Here is a 17,100-nt window from a genome sequence, read left to right on the forward strand (position 1 = left end):
TGAACAAGGAGCGTAATATACACTTATATATAGCGTTCTGCCATTGCATGGGTCAAGGCAATGCCAATGGCATTGACAGACGGGGATGACCGGACTATTTTTAACAAGAGACAACTATCCACTACTTTCCAGGGTTAAACGATGGGATACGCAGCGCTACTGCTTGGCCCCTTGATGCTCCTGGCGGTCATTGTTCTGGCATTGCTCATCGAGAGGCGGCATCCCCTGCAACAACAGCCTGCGGGGGCGTCACGCTTCAATCTTGCGTATATGCTCATCTATGCCGCCAGCGGCGCCATGCTGGCCCCGCTCACGGCCATCGTCACGGTACAGTTTGTCAATGCGGCCGGCGGCGGGCTCATCAATCTAGCCTCTTCAGGCTGGATGCTGGCGCCGGCCTTCATCGCGTATGCCCTCTGCATGGATTTTCTGGAATACGTCTTTCATCGCGTGCAACACCACGTACCCGCCCTGTGGGCCATGCATTCCTTCCATCACAGCGATACGGCCATGAATGCCAGCACAACGACGCGGCACTATTGGGCCGAAGCGGGCATCAAGGCGCTGAGTATCTATCTGCTGGCGGGGATCTTATTCAAGACCAACATGGTGATTCTGGGAATGTACGGGATGCTGGGCTTGTATCATGTTTTCCCGCACATGAATGTCCGGGTCGGCTTTGGCCGTTACTGGATGCTGTGCAATTCTCCGCAGTACCATCGCGTTCATCACTCGGTGCAAGCCGAGCATTTCAACTGCAATTTCGCGGGGCTGTTCCCCGTCTTCGACTGGCTGTTCGGCACCCACCATATTCCCCGCGCGGGAGAGTATCCCCCGACGGGCCTGGACACGGGCAAGGCGCCGGGCACCTTGCTTGACGCGCTGACGTGGCCGGTGCACAGCAAGACCCCGTCCATCCCCTAGACGCGCACCGCCGCCGCCTCGTCGCGCCGCGCATACTTTTGCGCGATCACGGCGCAAATCATCAGCTGAATCTGGTGGAACAGCATCAGCGGCAGGATCACCATGCCCAGCGAACGCGTGGAAAACAGCACCTTGGCCATGGGCACGCCGCTGGCCAGGCTTTTCTTCGAGGCGCAAAAGACGATGGCGATTTCATCTTCCTTGTTGAAACCCAGACGGCGGCTGACAAAGGTCGAAATACCCAGCACCAGCGCCAGCAGCAGCAGGCTGATCAGGCCCAGGGCCACCAGCGTTTCCACCGAAATCGTATGCCACAGACCTTCGCTGACGGCTTCGCTGAAGGCCGTGTAGACCACCAGCAAGATCGAACCCTGGTCGACGTATTTCAGGGTGGCCTTGTGGCGGTCGACCCAGCGGCCGATCCAGCGGCGCAGGAACTGGCCGGCCAGGAAGGGCAGCAGCAGTTGCAGGACGATGGACAGCACGGCGTCCACCGACGACTTGCTTTCCGCGCCCTTGGCCACCAGCAAGCCCACCAGGATGGGGGCGAGGAAAATGCCGATGAAGTTCGAAGCCGAAGCGCTGCAGATGGCGGCCGGCACGTTGCCGCGCGCCATGGCGGTCATGGCAATTGAGGACTGCACGGTGGACGGCAACGCGCACAGGAACAAGATGCCCATGTACAGGTCGGGCGTCAGGAAGGTCAGCGCCAGCGGACGCAGTGCCAGGCCAAGCAGAGGAAACAGGACAAAGGTGCTGGCCAGCACCAGCAAGTGCAGGCGCCAGTGCATGGCGCCTGCCACCACGGCTTCGCGCGACAGCTTGGCGCCGTGCAGGAAGAACAGGGCGCCGATGGCGACGGTAGTGATATTGCCGAAGACCACAGCCGTCTGGCCCGTGCAGGGCAGGAAAGTAGCCAGCGCCACGGTAACGAGCAGGGCGATGGTGAAGTTATCGGGTTTCAGATTGCGCAACAGGGCAGCGGGAGAAAAAGAAGACATGCGGTAGCCTGGTAACGACGCAGCCGTGCAACGCTGTGCCGGGGATGACAAACAGCGCCGGGAGCGGCGCCAGTGCTGGCTATTCTACTTGTATTTCCCTGCTCCTTGCCCGGCTCCTTGCCTGGCGGCATCGGCATGGCTGGCCGGGTAAAACCGTGCGGACAAAAAAATGCCCTGTCCGCAGACAGGGCAACCCGGAGTAAAGTACAGCGCGAGGCGTTACCGCGAGGGGCTTAGCCGGCGGCTTTGACTTTCAGCTCGTTCTTGATTTCTTTCACGCCGCTCACGGAAGCGACGATCTGCACGACGCGGTCACCCGCTTCGGCGCTCGGCACGTCGCCCGACAGGACGACCACACCTTGCTGGGTTGCTACCTTGACGGGCAGGGCAGCGGCTTGCGCATCGGCGCTCAGGGCGGCCTTGGCCGAGGAAGTGATGGTTTCATCAGGGACGGCGGCGGCGGCGTTGGCGGCCACGACGGTGTCAGCAGGAGCTTGTGCTTTTGGGGCGGAGTCAGCTGCATGCGAAGCGGTGATCGAGGCGCCCGACAGTACGATAGCGGCGACCAGGGTATTGAACAGTTTCGATGTTTGCATGGTAGTTCCTCTCAATGAAGTTAAAAGCTTCTTACTTGGCTATAGCAATAAACAGCAACACTTTGAAGCGTCACATCTACCCATACAGCAAGCACCGTGCCAGCTTTTAATTTTCCTTGAAAATCAACGACTTATACTCGAACTCGATTTTTCCAGCGTGTTTCAGACGGATCTGGCCAGAAAATCCGGGCTTTTTGTCGCCTGGCAGCGACAGCTTGTGGCAACAATATCAATGTTTCAATCTAAGCCGCTGATTTTTAACACTTTATTTTTGTCGCTATTCAGCGACAGGGTCGCCATCGGCCCGGAACAGGGCCGGCGTCAGCTCGTATTTCTGCAGTAAACGGTAGAACTCCGTGCGGTTGCGGTCGGCCAGGCGGGCCGCGTCGGCCACGTTGCCATCCGTCAGGCGCAGCAATTGGATCAGGTAGTCGCGCTCGAAGCGCTGCTTGGCTTCGTTATAGCTGAGCGCTTCGAGCGACGGCACGCGCAGCGCGCGCTGCACCAGGGACAAGGGCACCAGCGGCGCCGTGGCCAGCGCGCACACCTGCTCGACCACATTGACCAGCTGGCGCACGTTGCCGGGCCAGGGCGCCGCCACCAGGGCCGTGAGGGCGTCGGGCGCGAAGCCGTTCAGGGGTTTCTGGTACTTGGCCGCCAGCTTCTGCAGGAAATGGTTGGCCAGCAAGGCGATGTCTTCGCGGCGCTCGGCCAGCGGCGGCAGGGTCAAGGTGACCACGTTCAGGCGGTAATACAGGTCTTCGCGGAATTGCCCTTCCGCCATGGCAACATCGAGGTCGCGGTGCGTGGCCGACAGGAGCCGCACATCCACCGGACGCGTCTGGTCGGCGCCCACGGGGCGCACGGCCCGCTCCTGCAGCACGCGCAGCAACTTGACTTGCAGCGGCAAGGGCATGTCACCGATCTCGTCCAGAAACAGGGTGCCGCCGTCGGCCGCCTGAAACAAGCCTTCGCGGTTGCCGACGGCGCCCGTAAACGAACCTTTGACGTGACCGAACAGTTCCGATTCCAGCAGCTGCTCGGGGATGGCGCCGCAGTTGACGGCGATGAACGGCGCCTTGGCGCGGCGGCTGGCGTTGTGCAGCGCGCGCGCCAGCAATTCCTTGCCCGTGCCGCTGGGGCCGCGGATCAAAATGCTGGCGTCGGACCCGGCCACCAGCTTGGCTTCGGCCAGCAGCTCGGCCATCTGCGCGCTGCGGCTGATCAGCTCGGCACGCCAGCTCTCGTCGCCGGACGCCGGCGCCGGCATGACGGTGGACAAGTTGATGGCGTACGCCACCTTTTCCATGAGCAGCTTGCCGTCGAACGGCTTCGTCAGATACGCAAACGCGCCGCGCGCCGTGGCGTCGACGGCATCGGGAATGGTGCCGTGGGCTGTGAGCAAGATGACGGGCAGGGCCGCGTGCTGGCGGCGGATTTCATCGAACAGGGCCAGGCCGTCGCGACCCGGCAATTGCACGTCGGTAATAACCAGGGCCGGCAATTCCACGGCCAGGCGCGCCAGCGCCGCTTCCGCGCTGCCCACGGCCGTCACGCGGTAGTTGCCCGCCTTCAAGCGGATGGTCAGCAGGCGCAGCAGGTCGGGATCGTCGTCGACCAGCAAGATGTGGGCGTGCTCGCTCATTTCGGCGCTCCCGCGGCGGGGCGCACGGACAGGCTGCGCTCGATGTTTTTCAGCGCTTCCAGCTTTTCATTGAGCAAGTCGATGCGGCGCTGGGCGTCGCGCAACTGCGTGTTGAGCTTGTCGATGCTCTCTTCCTGGCGACGCAGCTCCGCATACTGGCTGCCCAGTAATTGCGCCAGCGGCGCCAGCAGCTGCGCCTCCTTGCCCGTCGCCGTCAGCAAGGGTTCCAGCAAGGCTTGCGCACGGGCCAGGTCGCCGGGACCGCGCAGGGCCGCTTGCAGCATGGCGCGGCGCAGCGTGTTGTGCGGCGCGTGATCGGCCTTGGCCAGGTCCAGCTGCGCTTTCACCAGTTCCGACGGCGTCATCAGGCGCAAGGCGCTTTGATACGCGAGCAGTTCGGCCAGCTGGGGGTCCATCACCACCACCACGCGCGGCGGCGTCTGCACCAGCACGGGCGTCTGTTTGGCGGGCTTGGCGGCGCAGGCGCCCAGCAGCAGCGCGCAGGCGGCCATGCCGGCCAGGGAAATTCTCGTCATCATATGGGCAGTTCTATCCGAAAATGCGCGCCGGCGGGGCGCGGTAAAAGAGTGACGCTGCCATCGTGGGCGGCGATATATTCGCGCACGATGGACAGGCCGATGCCATTGCCGTTGCGCGCGCCGGCCGCCTGGCGCACGCCCTGGTAAAACGGCTCGAAGATGCGCGCGGCATCCTCGGGCGCCACGCCGGCCCCCTCGTCGATGCAATCGATGCGCACGCGGCCGCCTTCGCCAGACAGGGTGAAACGCACGGTGCCGCCTTCCGGGCTGAAGCGCACGGCATTCGACAGCAGGTTCGCCAGCACAGTTGCCAGCTTGTCGCGGTCGGCCTGCACGATCAGCGATTCGCCCTGCACCTCGACCGTCAAACGGCGCGCCAGCCATTGCAGGCGCTGCCCGGCCACCACATCTTGCAGCAAGACCAGCAAGTCCACCTTGCTGTGCGCCAGATGCTGGGCGTCAAAAGCGGCGGTATTGTAGCGCAGCAAGTCTTCGATCTGGGTTTGCAGCGAGGCCGTGTTTTGCTGCAGGATGCCGGCGATTTCGCGCTGGCCCTCGCTGAGCTTGCCGGCCACCTCGTCTTCCAGCAAGGCCACGCCTTCGCGCAGGGCCGCCAGCGGCGTCTTCAGCTCATGCGAGATGTGGCGCAAAAAACGTTCCTTGTCGGCATCGAGGTCGGCCAGGCGCTGGCGCAGCCAGTCGAGCTGCTGGCCCAGGCGGCGCGTGTCGGCCGGGCCGCCGACGACGATGGGCTGGTCGTAGCGCTTGTCGCCCAGGCGCTCGATGGCCGTCTCGATGCGGCGCAGCGGGCGCGACAACAAAAAGCCGAAGCAGGTAGCCAGCACGGCCGCCAGCAGCACGGCGCCGCCCACCAGCACGCCCAGCAAGCGGCGCTGGCGTTCCAGCTCGGCCAGCAGGGCATCGTTGCGGCTGCCGATTTCCGTCTTGCTTTCGCGCGCCAGGCTGTCATTGATCTGCGTCATGCGGGCAAACGCGCGGTACACGACGGCGTGACCGTCGCGCTTGCGGCGCTTACCCGCTTGCAAGACTTCCCACGCCGCTTGCGCCTGCACCGTCCATTCGTCGGCCAGCTGCGGGGCGAACTCGGGCGTGGCGCGGTTCAGCACTTGCAGCGCCGCCGTCGCTTCGTCGCGGGCCGCCGCGTAGCGCTCGCGGAAGACGGGGTCGTCCAGCACGAGGAACTGGCGCGCGCTGCGCTCCATGGCCAAGGTGCGCTCGGACAGGCGCTGCGACTGTTCCGTCAGGGCAATCGCCTGCGCCGCCGTCTCGCGCCCCAGCCGCGCCAGGTGTTCCAGGGTCAGCAGGGCTTGCACGGAGGTGGCCGTCAAAATGCCCGTCGTCAAAATGAAGGCGGCAAATAGCAGTTGGCGAAAGGAAAGTCGGGACAAGATGGGCGCCTTCGGTTCAGTCTGGAGTGCAAAAGGCGCATGGTACGCTAAGCGTTCATCGCGAGGCGCCACCTGTCAAAAAATAGCCAATCTGGCAATATTGTTGCTTTTGCGATCGACAAGCAAGCCACGGCGGCGGCGCGCAGATACTCCTAGTACAATAGGGAAAAGCTTCATACAGGCATCAAAGTGGCCCCGGCCCTGGCATTACGCCACTTTGCCCCCACATGTGATGCAGCCCCACCGACACTCCGAATCACCTACCGCAGAGATCCCATACCGCATGAGCACATTTGAAAAAGTCAGCAGCAACTTCATTCCAGTCTTGCAGGCAACCATCGAGCAATATGTCGAGCCAGCAACGGGCATGCGCCATATCCACATGCATACCGAGCAGGCTGAGATGGTGTTCCTGGTGGCCTTTCCCACTGTGCCGGAAGTCAGCGACGGGCGCGCCCACATCCTCGAGCACCTGGCCTTGTGCGGCTCGTCCCGCTACCCGGTGCGCGACCCCTTCTTCTCGATGCTGCGCCGCTCGACGGCCACCTTCATGAATGCGATGACCTATCCGGACCGCACCGTGTACCCGTTCGCCAGCACCGACCGCAAGGATTTCTTCAACTTGCTCGACGTCTACCTGGACGCCGCCTTCTTCCCGAACCTCGATTACCTGAATTTCCGCCAGGAAGGCTGGCGCCACGCGTTCGAAGGCGACAAGCTGGTGTACCAGGGCATCGTCTTCAATGAAATGAAGGGCGCCTTCAACAGCCCCATGCGCGCGCTCGACAGCGGCATCGCCAGCGCCTTGCTCAAGGGCACGACGTATGAAGTGGAATCGGGCGGCGATCCGCTGAACATTCCCGAGCTGACGCATGCCATGCTAAAAGAATTCCACGCCAGCCACTATCACCCTTCGCAAGCCGTGATCATGACCTCCGGCAATATCGAAGCGTCGGCCGTGCAGGAGCAGGTCGCGGAGCGCGTGCTGTCCAAGCTCAGCGGTTTCAGCCCGCGCCGCCTGCCGCAGCTGGCGCCCGCGTGGACGGCGCCGCAGGAAAATATCGTCAAAATTCCATCGCAGGAAGCGCGCGACGATGAATTCGGCCTGCAATTCGCCTGGCTGATGGGCGAGTCGAGCGACCCCATCGCCTATTACCACGCGCATCTGCTGTCGCACGGCTTGCTGGGCGAATCGTCGGCGCCCGTCATGCGCGCCATGGAATCGGCCGGCTATGGCCGCCCATCGGACATGAATGGCCGCGACGCGGGCATCCGCCAGATGGTGTTCCACATCGGCATGGAAGGTTTAACCAAAGAACAGATCGCCGACGCGCACCAGCGCATCTGGACGGCCCTGGAAGAAACGGCGCAAGAGGGCATTCCCGCCGCCGTGCTGCACGCGGCCTTGCGCGATATCAAATACAGCCAGCGCGAAATCAGCAGCGGCCGCATGCCGTATGGCCTGGGCCGCCTGCTGCACGCCTTGCCGCTGGCCATGTACGACGGCAACGTGATGGACGCGTTCGACAATGCGGCCATCCTGGAAACCCTGGAACAGCAGATCGAAGACCCGGAATTCTTCAAGCAGCTGGTACGCGAACTGATCGCCAATCCAACTCGTTTGACGACGCACGTGGTGCCCGACAGCGCCTACTTCACGGACCGCGCCGCGCAGGAAGACGCCAAACTGGCTGCCCTGCAGGCGCAGCTGACGGACGCCGAGCGCGAGCACATCATCGCCGAGTCCGCCGCGCTGGAAGCGCATCAGCAACTGCCGTCGAATTCGGAAGTCTTGCCGCGCATCCGCCCCGGCGACGTCAGCGCGCTGCCGCGCCCAGCACTGCCGATTCCTGCCGCCGTCGACGGCGCCGTGGCCTTCAGCATTGCCTCAAACGGCATCAGCTATGCCAACGTGCTGTACGACGTGTCGGGCTTGCCGGAAGCGTCGTGGCCATGGCTGCGCCTGTACACGGACCTGGCGCCGGAGCTGGGCGTGGGCGACATGTCGTTCGACGATGCCAGCGCCTGGCGCCAGAGCATGGTGCCATCGTTCCACATCGGCCTGGAAGCCATTCCCCGCCCGCAACAGGCGATGCGCGTGGAATTGTCGTTCTCGGCCAGCGGCTTGCGCGAAGAACACGCGGCGATCGCCGCCGTGCTGTCGGCCTGGATCGCCAAGCCCCGCTTCGATGAAGAAGAGCGCCTGGCTTTCCTGATCGAAAGCCTGGTGCAAGACAAATTGAGCAGCCTGGCCGAATCGGGCAACCGCTACGCCATGCTGGCCGCGGCGGCACCGCTGTCGCCCACGCGCCGCTTCGACGACATCGTCGGCGGCCCGGCCGCGCTGCCGTTCTACCGCCGCTTGCAGCAGCTGAGCAAGACGTCCGAGGGCTTGCAGGAAATCGCGCGCGAGCTCGACACCCTGCACGCGCACATCATCGCCCAGCAGCCGACCGTGCTGTGCGCCGGCCTGGAGCAGGATGGCATCACTCTGGCCCGCTTGCTGGAATTGCCGGCAGCCAGCACGGATACGGCCGCAGCGACGGCAACGCCAGCGCCGGCAGCCTTGCCGCTGGCCAACACGGCCCTGCATGCGACGAGCCAGATCAACCATTGCTTCGTTTCCTGGGCCGTGCCTGGCGTACACAATCCGGACGCGTCCGCCCTGGCCGTCGCCGCCGAACTGATGACCAACCAGGTGCTGCATACGGCCCTGCGCGAAAAAGGCGGCGCGTATGGCGGCAGCGCCAGCTATGCGGCCGGCGCCGGCACGTTTACGCTCAGTTCCTACCGCGATCCGCGCCTGGCCGGCACGTACGCCGACTTCGGCACGACCCTGGATCAAATCCTCGACGGCGATTTCTCGCAGGAACAAGTGGAAGAAGCCATCATCTGTGTCATCAAGGGCCTCGACAAGCCGCATTCGCCGTACGCGGAAGCGCTGACGGCGTGGAACATGCAGCAGCGCGGCACGACGGAAGCCGTGCGCCAGCAATTCCGCACCGGCGTATTGACCTGCACCCTGAGCCAGATCAAGGAAGTCACGCGCACCTGGCTGAAAAACGGCCAGCAGAGCCGCGCCGCGTTTGCGGGCAACACGACGCAAGACCTGGCGGGCCTGGACGTGGTCGATCTGCTGGCGCTGGCCAGCTAAGAGCGCTTTGCCGAATTCAATACCGCAACTATTGCGGTATTGAATTCGCTTCCATGTACATCAACTCCCATTGATGTCCATCCAGGTCCTGGAAACTGTGGCCATACATGAAGCCGAAATCCATCGGCTCCTTGTAGATGCTGCCGCCCGCCTGGACGGCCTTCGCCACCAGCGCATCGACTTCGCCGCGGCTCTCGGCCGACAGGCACACGAGCACTTCCGTCGCCACCTTGGTATCGCACAGCTGCTTGGGCGTGAATTGCTGGAATTTGTCGTGCGTCAACAGCATCACGAAAATGTCGTCGGCGACGATCATGCACGTTGCCGTTTCATCGGTGAAATGGGCATTGAAACTGAAGCCCAGCGCCGTGAAAAACGCCACGGAGCGTTCCAGCGACTGGACGGGCAGATTGACAAATATTTTGCGGGCCATCATGTCTCCTTGAGGTGAGATGCAAAATGCTGCCCGCCGATTCTACACCGGCTTTTTACGCGCCAGCGCGTGCCACGGTCTTCGGCGCGTAGCCGAAATAGCGGCTGAACGCGGCGCTGAAATTGGACGGATGGCGATAACCGGTTTGCCAGCCCGCCTGCGCCACCTGGCAACCATTTTCCAGCAGTAACTTTGCCCGCTGCATGCGCAGCGCCAGCAGGGTGCGCTGCGGACTGTCGTTGTAGCGGTAGCGCCATCCCTGCTTGAGCTTGAACAAGCTCAGGCCCGCTTGCGCGCACAGGTAATCAAGCGTCAGGTCTTGCGCCATCTGCTCCTGCATCAGCGCATGGACGCGCTCCAGCTTGATCATCTCGGCCTCGGACCAGCGCGGGATGGAAGCGGGCGCGGGCGCCGGCCGCAGTGCCCGCAACTGTTCCGCCAGGATACTCAGCACGCCGATATGCACGGCCAGCGGGTCCGTCGCGCGCAGCAGCGCCCGCGCCTGCAGGGCGGACGCCGCCGTGGTGGCCGCATGCGCCAGCTGGCGCGCGCCACCGTGGGGTAACAATGACGCCAGGCCTTGCGGCCAGTAGCGCGCCAGCGCGTCTTCATCGACCAGCACGCGCAATTGCGCCGCCCGTTGATTCGCCTCGAAACGGCGCTCGCCGCTGACGTGGTGAAACGCCGTCACCGTCGTATGGCCGGCCCGGAAACGCAATTGTTCGCCATCGCGCGTGGTGTAGCCGGACACGCCGTCCAGGCCGATGGTGATCACCATGCCGCCCGCATCGTCATGCTTCGATTGCTCGACGAGCGCAAGGCGCGGACGGTAATCGGAATGCACGAGCAGCAAGCCCTGGTCGACTTGCCGCTGGTCCGCGCGGCACTCTTTCAACCCCGGGTCCAGCTGGCGCCGCGTCCAGCCTGCCGCTTCCCTGTCCTGTTCCCCCATCGCTCCCCCTATCTTCCGCGCCGTCGCGCATACGAAATGCACCGTGCCGCATACAAATGCAAATGATAATTATTCTCATTGTTGCATAAAATAGGCTCTCTTGCCCACCTCAGCGAAAGGAAGCACCATGCCATTCACCACACAACACGCCTTGCAACCGTACTGGAACCTGGCCGTCGCGCCCGTGCAGGCCGATGGGCTGGCCGCCGCCCTGGAACTGGGCATTTTCGAGGTGCTGGCCACGCCGCACACGCCGGCGCAACTGGCCGAGGCCCTGTCGCTGCATGCGCCGCACACGGCGCTGCTGCTGGAATTACTTTGGAGCATGCAAGTGCTGGAACGCGACGAGGCCGATGCGGAGGCGCAGCGCTACCGCTGCACGGCCACCACCTTGCAGTATTTCTGCCGCGACTCCGTGGCCTTTTGCGGCGACGCCTGGCTGTACCGGCTGCACGCGCTGCGCCACTTCGCCAACCAGCTGAGTACGCTGGTGCGCGAGGGTGGCAAGGCCGCGCCCTACAGCACGGCAAGTGGCGTCAACTGGGCCATTGCCGCGCAGCAGCAGATTGGCCAGGAACAACGCGCCGTCACCATGCGCGCCGCCCTGTCCGTGATGCAGCGCATCGCCCCGTTTGCAGACCGCCACACGCCGCTGCGCCTGCTCGACCTGGGCGGCGGACCGGGCTGGGTTGCCATTGCGCTGGCGCAAGCCCATGCGGGCGTGCACGGCGGCGTTTTCGACTGGCCCGAAACGGTCGCCGTGGCGGCCGCGAACATCGCCCATGCGCAACTGTCTGACCGCCTGGAGACTGTGGGCGGCGACCTGGCCAGCGACGATATCGGCAGCCATTACGATCTGATCTGGTGCTCGTCCGTGCTGCATTTCGTGCCCGACATGGCGGCGGCCTTGCGCAAGATCCATGCAGCGTTGACACCCGGTGGCGTCTTCGTCTGCGTGCAGGCGGAAATCGCCCCGGCAGCCGGCGACGCGGCGCGCGTGCTGCCGTATTACTTGCCGATGCGCATGCTGGGTCGCACGGTAACCCAGCAGGGAGAATTGGCGCAATTGCTGCGCGACACGGGCTGGCGGCAAGTGGAGCAATACAGCGCCAGCGATTTCCCCATGGCGCCCGTGCAGGTGCTGATTGCGCGCAAGGATGGGGCGTGAATCCGCCCGCGCGCAGCGCGCTGCCGCAAGCGCCATTTGACGCATCGCATGGCAAGCGCTGCGCCCATGTGGTTGAATACTGGCTGCGCAGCGATGGCGCTGAACGCTGAAGCATGACAAACCCGCATCACGCACCTGAGATAACACCAAAATGTCCATCGCCCTATGAGCCTGACACTATCAGATCGTTCTGGAACGATCCTCGGAGAAATTGTCGTCTTGTCCGAGAATGCGCGTGTTCTCGGGACTTTTCTTCCCACGGCAGCCTTTGCCGCATACGCGACCTTGTTCAAGAATCTGGAACAAGCTGCCAACGATCAGCTTTTCGTCGAGGCAGACCGGTTGGAGCAGGAAATTCAGTCATGCGATTTTTGCGTACTCGACACGCACAACGGCATGCAGCGGAACATAGCTGATTTGCAGATCATGCAAGATGGAATCTGTTTCCATTGGCGAGCAAGCTGGGAACGGCCTGGGTAAACCTGCGCCGGCGGCCCGCGCCGGGACCGATGCATGCCGATGTCCCACGGCGCCCGTTCCCGCTCGCCAGTATCAAGCGGGACTGTCCCGCAACGCGTCGATGATCAGGCCTGCCAGCCGCTCGACGGGCGGCCTGGGCACGCTGGAAGCGCGCAGCAGTTCCAGCGACAACGGGGGCAGGGCGGGCAAGCCCGCTTCCACGTGATCGAGCGCGCGCACGGTCGAGGGCAAGCCCAGGCTGGTGCGCACCGTCACGCCCAGCCCGGCGGCGGCCGCCGCCCACAGTCCCGCCAGGCTGGGACTGGTAAACGCCGTGCGCCAGGCGATGCCCGCATGGTCCAGCGCCTGCGTGGCGCAGCGCTGGAACAGGCAGTCGCGGTCGAACGTAATGAGCGGCAAGGGCTCGCCCGATTCGGGCTGCCAGGCCAGGCTGGACGAGGCGATCCAGCGCATGGCCGGCTCGGCAATATGCTGGCGCTGCTGCGGCGGATACTCGGCCACGTCGGCGATGCAGGCGCCGCCCCACAGCAGGGCCAGGTCCAGCTGGCCCATGGCCAGACCATGCATCAAGGCCGTGTTGCGCGCCACGTGCGCTTCGATGCGCACTTTCGGATGCGCGCGGGCAAAGCGCCCCAGCACGTCGGGCAGCAAGGCTTCGCCGAAATCCTCCTGCAAGCCGAGCCGTATCCAGCCTTCCAGTTCCGCGCCGCGCAAGGCGACGGCCGCCTCGTCGTTCAGTTCCAGCAGGCGGCGCGCATAGCCGAGCAGCACTTCGCCGGCCGGCGTCAGCGCCAGGCCCCGGCCATCCTTGCGGAACAGGGGCATGCCCGCCTGCTCCTCGAGTTTTTTCAGCTGCGCGCTGACGGCCGAGGTGGAACGGCCCACCTTGTCCGCCGCGCGGGCAAAGCTGCCCAGCTCGATGCCGGCCACATAGCTGCGCAAGAAGGCGATGTCAAAATTCAGCAGGCTCATGGCGCAAATGCAATCGTCCGGTTTTATGGGATGGTGACTAGTAAATTATCTGATATTCAGAACGATCGTACTGCGCAACACTGTCAGGGTCAACCACTTTCCTCCTGATGCCATGACCACCATCTGCCCAGCCGTTCCTGTCCCCGCCACCGCGCCCGCGCTGGGCGATGCCCACCGCTGGAAAGTGCTGGCCGTCGGCGTGGCGGCCAATGCCAGCTTTTCCGCCGCCGCCAACGGCATGCCCACCACGGCCATCTGGCTGCGCAGCGGCTATCACCTGAGCAATACGCAACTGGGAGTGGCGCTGGGCGCCATGGGCCTGGGCGTGGCCCTGACAGAATTGCCATGGGGCATGGCCACCGACCGCTGGGGCGACCGGCCCGTGCTGCTGACGGGCTTGCTGGGCACCATGCTGGCGCTATTGACCTTGCTGCTGTGGATCACGCCCGCTGACGGCGCCGTGCCGCCGTTATGGGCGCTGGCGGCCGGGCTGGCGCTGGTCGGCGTGCTGGGCGGCAGCGTGAATGGCGCCAGCGGCCGCGCCGTGATGCGCTGGTTCGGCGCCGGCGAACGGGGTTTCGCCATGAGCATCCGCCAGACGGCCGTGCCGCTCGGCGGCGGCCTGGGCGCCCTCGTCCTGCCCAGCCTGGCGTCACGTTACGGCTTCATGCCCGTGTTTGGCGCCCTGGCCCTCGTATGCGGCCTGTCGGCGTTTTTTACGTGGCGATGGATGCATGAGCCCGATTTCTCTGCCGAGGCCGCCACGGGGCCGCAAAACGCGTCCACGGGCCTGATGGAGGTCAAGCCGCCTCCGCCGCTGCAAGGGCCGCTCAAAAACCGCAAAGTGTGGCGCATGGTGGCCGCCATCGGCTTGCTGTGCGTACCGCAGTTTGCCGTGCTCAGCTACGCCACCGTGTTCCTGCACGATGACGGTCACCTGGGCCTGGCCGCCATCACGGCCGTGATGGTGGCCCTGCAGGCGGGCGCCATGGTGATGCGCATCTGGAGCGGACGCCACACGGACCGCCACGCGAACCGGCCGGCCTACCTGCGCGGCTCGGCCCTGGTGGCGCTGGCGTCGTTCATTGTGCTGGGATGCATCGCCTGGCTGCAGGCGCCGGGCTGGCTGCTGATGGCAGCCGTGGTGGCCGCCGGCATCGCCGTGTCCGCCTGGCATGGCGTCGCTTACACGGAGCTGGCGACGGAAGCGGGCGGCGCCAACGCGGGCACGGCCCTGGGCATGGCGAACACGGCCGTCTACGTGGGCCTGTTCCTCACGCCCATCGCCATCCCGCACCTGCTGGCGGCCAGCAGCTGGCCCGTCGTGTGGTGGCTGGCGGGGCTGGTGGCGCTACTGACATGGCCGCTGTTTCCCAAGGCTCAGGGCAGCGGCGAAATGCGATAGATGCAGCGCATCGCGTTCGTCAGCAAATGCTGTTCGCGCACGATGCTCGCGCTTGGCCCCACCACTTCCTGGAACAGCTGCAGTTCGGAACGGCAAAAGCCCTGGCAGGTGCGCGCGGCGGCGCAGATGGGGCAGTGGTCTTCGATCAGCAGCCAGTCGTCGCCATCCGCTTCCACGCGCGCCATATAACCCTCTTCATCGCGCACGGCGGCCAGTTGCTGCAAGCGCGTGGGCAAGTCCGGCGCCGAGCACGCCAGCGCGTAGGCGCTGCGGCTTTCCTCTTCGCGCTGCGCGATCAGTTTATCCAGCCCCGCTTCGCCGAACAACTGGCGCACCGAGCCGATCAGCTTGATCGTCAGCTGCGCATGCGTGTCGGGAAAGCGCGCATTGCCCGCCTCCGTCAAGACCCAGTTCTGGCGCGGCCGCCCGGCACCCGCCTGCGCTTCCTGGCGCCCCTCGATCAGGCCCGCCGCCACCAGCTTTTGCACTTGCTGGCGCGCCGCCTCGCCCGTCATGTCCAGGGTCTTGGCCAGGGTGGCCGTGGAGACGGGTCCCTTGGTCTTGATGAAATACAGGATGCGCTCCGTCGTTTGCGGCGCCTCGCTATTATCCAAACGTTTACTTGTGTAATTCATTTCGCTCAACTATCATGGGGCCAGTTAACCAACTAATTGCTTGCATAATAGGCCGGTAGCTCCCCGCTGTCGAGGAGTTTCCACGTCCGCGTGCTGGCAAGGTACTCTTTTGACAGGATTTTCCCATGCAACTGTCTCACTCGATCTGGCTGTTTCACGCCATCCTCGCCACCGGCCTGGCCCTCTGGCTCAGCGTGGCCGCCATCAACAACCTGCACGCCTTCCACGGCGCCGTCTGGGCCATCGGCAACACCATGCGCATGGACCCGCTGCGCCAGGACCCGACCATCCAGACGCCGCTGCTGCGCCGCGCCCTCACCTCATTGACCCTGCACCGCTTGTCGCTGGGCGTGGTGCTGGCGCTGCAACTGCTGGCTGCCATCGCCGCCTGGACGGGCGTGGCGCTGTTTTTCGGCGCATCCATGACCGCCGGCTTGCCCTGGCTGAACCTGGCCTTGTGCGCGATGGCCGCCTTTTTGCTGCTGATGCACCTGGGCGGCCTGTGGTTCGGCTACTGGATCGCCCAGGAAAGCTTGCAGACGACGCACCTGGTGCTGCTGCTGTGGACCCTGGGTTTGTTCTTCCTCTTCAACGCGCAGCGGACCTGACCAGCCTCCGCTGCGCCTCTTTTTCCCTGTGTCGTTATCCCTTTCAATGCTGTAAAGGACTTCATCATGAATACGAAACTCGTCGGCGCTTCCGCGCTGGCCATCGCCCTGGCCGTAGCAGGCGCCGCGCTGACTCCGCGCGCTGCATCACAAGCCGCTACGCATGCGGCCGATGCCGCCGCCTACCCCGCCACCAAGGTGGCGCTGGTGCCCGTCGTGCTGGGCACGCAGGAGCGCTTTTTTGCGGGCGTGGGCGAACTGGAAGCGGCGCGCCAGGTGCAGGTGGCGGCCGAAACGGGCGGCCGGATCACGCAGATCCGCTTCGAATCCGGTCAGCAGGTGGCAGCCGGCGCCGTGCTGGTACAGCTGAATGACGCCCAAGAACAGGCCATGCTGCTGCGCCAGCGCGCGCAGCTGAAAAACGCGGAAAGCAGCCATGCGCGCACGGCGCAGATGGTCAGGGACAAGGCGGCCACGCAGGAGCAGCTCGATGCGGCGCTGGCCGCGCGCGACGCAGCGCTGGGCGACGTGCGCCAGACGGAAGCGCTGATCGCGCAAAAGACCATCCGCGCGCCGTTCGCCGGGCAGCTGGGCATCCGCAAGGTACACGCGGGCCAATACCTGAACGCGGCCGATACGGTGGCCAGCCTGATCGACACGAAATCCTTGCTGGTGAACTTCGCCCTCGATGAACAGAGCAGCGCCAAGCTGGCGCCGGGCCAAGCCGTGCAAGTGCTGGTGGACGCCTATCCGAATGAAATCTTCACGGCGAAGATCAACGCCATCGACCCGCTGGTCGCCCGCTCGCGCATGGTGCAGGTGCAGGCGGCGCTGACCAATCCGCGCGGCGCCCTCAAGGCGGGCATGTACGCGAACGTTCGGGTAGCCCGCGAGGCCGGGCAGCAGCTGACGGTGCCGGAAACGGCCGTGACGTACAGCGCGTATGGCGACACGGTGTTTGTGGCGCAGCAGGAAGGGAAACAGCCGCTCACCGTCAAGCGCGTGGGCGTCAAACTGGGCGAGCGGGCCGGGGGCCGCGTGGCCATCCTCGACGGCTTGCGCGAAGGGCAGCGCGTGGTCGCCTCGGGCCAGCTGAAACTGGCCGACGGCATGGCCGTGCAAGCCGTCGCCAATACCCTGGACGAGGCCAAGCGCGCCGCGCCCAAGGCCGGCTCGTAA

16 protein-coding genes are annotated in these 17,100 nt (G+C 64.6%); 7 read left to right on the forward strand and 9 right to left on the reverse strand.

Features of this window, described 5'->3' with window-relative positions; translation table 11 throughout:
- Positions 1–174 precede the first annotated feature (174 nt).
- Entirely contained in the window at positions 175–924 is a 750-nt protein-coding gene (locus BZG29_RS01220; protein ID WP_216350341.1) for a sterol desaturase family protein, read from the forward strand.
- On the opposite strand, the gene BZG29_RS01225 is transcribed toward BZG29_RS01220, so the two are convergent.
- The 5 genes from BZG29_RS01225 to BZG29_RS01245 form a co-directional block, all read right to left on the reverse strand.
- Positions 921–1,925: a bile acid:sodium symporter family protein gene (locus BZG29_RS01225; RefSeq protein WP_077398321.1), complete on the reverse strand. Its 1,005-nt coding sequence runs from the start codon at positions 1,923–1,925 to the stop codon at positions 921–923. The genes BZG29_RS01220 and BZG29_RS01225 overlap by 4 nt on opposite strands.
- A 233-nt stretch (positions 1,926–2,158) precedes the next feature.
- Positions 2,159–2,521, reverse strand: a complete 363-nt coding sequence (locus BZG29_RS01230) for a BON domain-containing protein (RefSeq protein WP_034752546.1) — start codon at positions 2,519–2,521, stop codon at positions 2,159–2,161.
- Between the two features lie 277 nt (positions 2,522–2,798).
- Positions 2,799–4,166 (reverse strand): sigma 54-interacting transcriptional regulator, encoded by a 1,368-nt coding sequence (locus tag BZG29_RS01235; protein WP_077398322.1) that lies wholly within the window; start codon positions 4,164–4,166, stop codon positions 2,799–2,801.
- Positions 4,163–4,705, reverse strand: coding sequence for a hypothetical protein (locus BZG29_RS01240; protein ID WP_253192747.1), 543 nt, complete (start codon positions 4,703–4,705; stop codon positions 4,163–4,165). The genes BZG29_RS01235 and BZG29_RS01240 overlap by 4 nt, the downstream gene beginning before the upstream one ends.
- Positions 4,702–6,114, reverse strand: coding sequence for an ATP-binding protein (locus BZG29_RS01245; protein WP_077398323.1), 1,413 nt, complete (start codon positions 6,112–6,114; stop codon positions 4,702–4,704). Before BZG29_RS01245 ends, BZG29_RS01240 begins: the two co-directional genes overlap by 4 nt.
- Before the next feature lie 283 nt (positions 6,115–6,397).
- Between BZG29_RS01245 and BZG29_RS01250 the strand changes: the two genes are divergently transcribed.
- On the forward strand, positions 6,398–9,268 hold the full coding sequence (locus BZG29_RS01250; protein WP_077398324.1) for an insulinase family protein: 2,871 nt from the start codon (positions 6,398–6,400) through the stop codon (positions 9,266–9,268).
- Positions 9,269–9,296: 28 nt separating this feature from the next.
- On the opposite strand, the gene BZG29_RS01255 is transcribed toward BZG29_RS01250, so the two are convergent.
- Positions 9,297–9,701, reverse strand: coding sequence for a VOC family protein (locus tag BZG29_RS01255; protein WP_077398325.1), 405 nt, complete (start codon positions 9,699–9,701; stop codon positions 9,297–9,299).
- Positions 9,702–9,756: 55 nt separating this feature from the next.
- Positions 9,757–10,653 (reverse strand): AraC family transcriptional regulator, encoded by an 897-nt coding sequence (locus tag BZG29_RS01260; RefSeq protein ID WP_077398326.1) that lies wholly within the window; start codon positions 10,651–10,653, stop codon positions 9,757–9,759.
- Between the two features lie 127 nt (positions 10,654–10,780).
- Between BZG29_RS01260 and BZG29_RS01265 the strand changes: the two genes are divergently transcribed.
- Both BZG29_RS01265 and BZG29_RS01270 read left to right on the forward strand, forming a co-directional pair.
- Positions 10,781–11,821, forward strand: coding sequence for a class I SAM-dependent methyltransferase (locus tag BZG29_RS01265; RefSeq protein WP_077398327.1), 1,041 nt, complete (start codon positions 10,781–10,783; stop codon positions 11,819–11,821).
- Positions 11,822–11,986: 165 nt separating this feature from the next.
- Positions 11,987–12,301, forward strand: a complete 315-nt coding sequence (locus tag BZG29_RS01270) for a hypothetical protein (RefSeq protein WP_077398328.1) — start codon at positions 11,987–11,989, stop codon at positions 12,299–12,301.
- A gap of 72 nt (positions 12,302–12,373) precedes the next feature.
- Here the strand turns inward: BZG29_RS01270 and BZG29_RS01275 are convergent, their stop codons facing one another.
- Positions 12,374–13,273, reverse strand: a complete 900-nt coding sequence (locus BZG29_RS01275; protein ID WP_077398329.1) for a LysR substrate-binding domain-containing protein — start codon at positions 13,271–13,273, stop codon at positions 12,374–12,376.
- A gap of 112 nt (positions 13,274–13,385) precedes the next feature.
- Between BZG29_RS01275 and BZG29_RS01280 the strand changes: the two genes are divergently transcribed.
- A complete protein-coding gene (locus BZG29_RS01280) occupies positions 13,386–14,678 on the forward strand; it encodes an MFS transporter (protein ID WP_077398330.1) in 1,293 nt (430 codons plus the stop codon).
- On the opposite strand, the gene BZG29_RS01285 is transcribed toward BZG29_RS01280, so the two are convergent.
- Positions 14,654–15,313, reverse strand: coding sequence for a MarR family transcriptional regulator (locus tag BZG29_RS01285; protein ID WP_077408905.1), 660 nt, complete (start codon positions 15,311–15,313; stop codon positions 14,654–14,656). The two genes, BZG29_RS01280 and BZG29_RS01285, sit on opposite strands and share 25 nt — an antisense overlap.
- A gap of 125 nt (positions 15,314–15,438) precedes the next feature.
- Between BZG29_RS01285 and BZG29_RS01290 the strand changes: the two genes are divergently transcribed.
- Together BZG29_RS01290 and BZG29_RS01295 are read left to right on the forward strand one after the other, a co-directional pair.
- Complete coding sequence (locus tag BZG29_RS01290) at positions 15,439–15,921, forward strand: DUF2165 family protein (RefSeq protein WP_077398331.1); 483 nt, start codon at positions 15,439–15,441, stop codon at positions 15,919–15,921.
- 66 nt (positions 15,922–15,987) lie between these two features.
- A complete protein-coding gene (locus BZG29_RS01295; RefSeq protein WP_077398332.1) occupies positions 15,988–17,100 on the forward strand; it encodes an efflux RND transporter periplasmic adaptor subunit in 1,113 nt (370 codons plus the stop codon).

This window comes from Janthinobacterium sp. LM6, assembly GCF_002002885.1.
Taxonomy (GTDB): domain Bacteria; phylum Pseudomonadota; class Gammaproteobacteria; order Burkholderiales; family Burkholderiaceae_D; genus Janthinobacterium; species Janthinobacterium kumbetense.

What these genes read in the sequence shown, in the direction of transcription:
- BZG29_RS01250 (WP_077398324.1), top strand. Translation starts at nt 6,398, where the DNA reads ATGAGCACATTTGAAAAAGTCAGCAGCAACTTCATTCCAGTCTTGCAG.
- BZG29_RS01265 (WP_077398327.1), top strand. Translation starts at nt 10,781, where the DNA reads ATGCCATTCACCACACAACACGCCTTGCAACCGTACTGGAACCTGGCC.
- BZG29_RS01255 (WP_077398325.1), bottom strand. Translation starts at nt 9,701, where the DNA reads ATGGCCCGCAAAATATTTGTCAATCTGCCCGTCCAGTCGCTGGAACGC.
- BZG29_RS01295 (WP_077398332.1), top strand. Translation starts at nt 15,988, where the DNA reads ATGAATACGAAACTCGTCGGCGCTTCCGCGCTGGCCATCGCCCTGGCC.
- BZG29_RS01240 (WP_253192747.1), bottom strand. Translation starts at nt 4,705, where the DNA reads ATGATGACGAGAATTTCCCTGGCCGGCATGGCCGCCTGCGCGCTGCTG.
- BZG29_RS01275 (WP_077398329.1), bottom strand. Translation starts at nt 13,273, where the DNA reads ATGAGCCTGCTGAATTTTGACATCGCCTTCTTGCGCAGCTATGTGGCC.
- BZG29_RS01290 (WP_077398331.1), top strand. Translation starts at nt 15,439, where the DNA reads ATGCAACTGTCTCACTCGATCTGGCTGTTTCACGCCATCCTCGCCACC.
- BZG29_RS01270 (WP_077398328.1), top strand. Translation starts at nt 11,987, where the DNA reads ATGAGCCTGACACTATCAGATCGTTCTGGAACGATCCTCGGAGAAATT.
- BZG29_RS01235 (WP_077398322.1), bottom strand. Translation starts at nt 4,166, where the DNA reads ATGAGCGAGCACGCCCACATCTTGCTGGTCGACGACGATCCCGACCTG.
- BZG29_RS01225 (WP_077398321.1), bottom strand. Translation starts at nt 1,925, where the DNA reads ATGTCTTCTTTTTCTCCCGCTGCCCTGTTGCGCAATCTGAAACCCGAT.
- BZG29_RS01285 (WP_077408905.1), bottom strand. Translation starts at nt 15,313, where the DNA reads ATGAATTACACAAGTAAACGTTTGGATAATAGCGAGGCGCCGCAAACG.
- BZG29_RS01280 (WP_077398330.1), top strand. Translation starts at nt 13,386, where the DNA reads ATGACCACCATCTGCCCAGCCGTTCCTGTCCCCGCCACCGCGCCCGCG.
- BZG29_RS01260 (WP_077398326.1), bottom strand. Translation starts at nt 10,653, where the DNA reads ATGGGGGAACAGGACAGGGAAGCGGCAGGCTGGACGCGGCGCCAGCTG.
- BZG29_RS01220 (WP_216350341.1), top strand. Translation starts at nt 175, where the DNA reads ATGCTCCTGGCGGTCATTGTTCTGGCATTGCTCATCGAGAGGCGGCAT.
- BZG29_RS01230 (WP_034752546.1), bottom strand. Translation starts at nt 2,521, where the DNA reads ATGCAAACATCGAAACTGTTCAATACCCTGGTCGCCGCTATCGTACTG.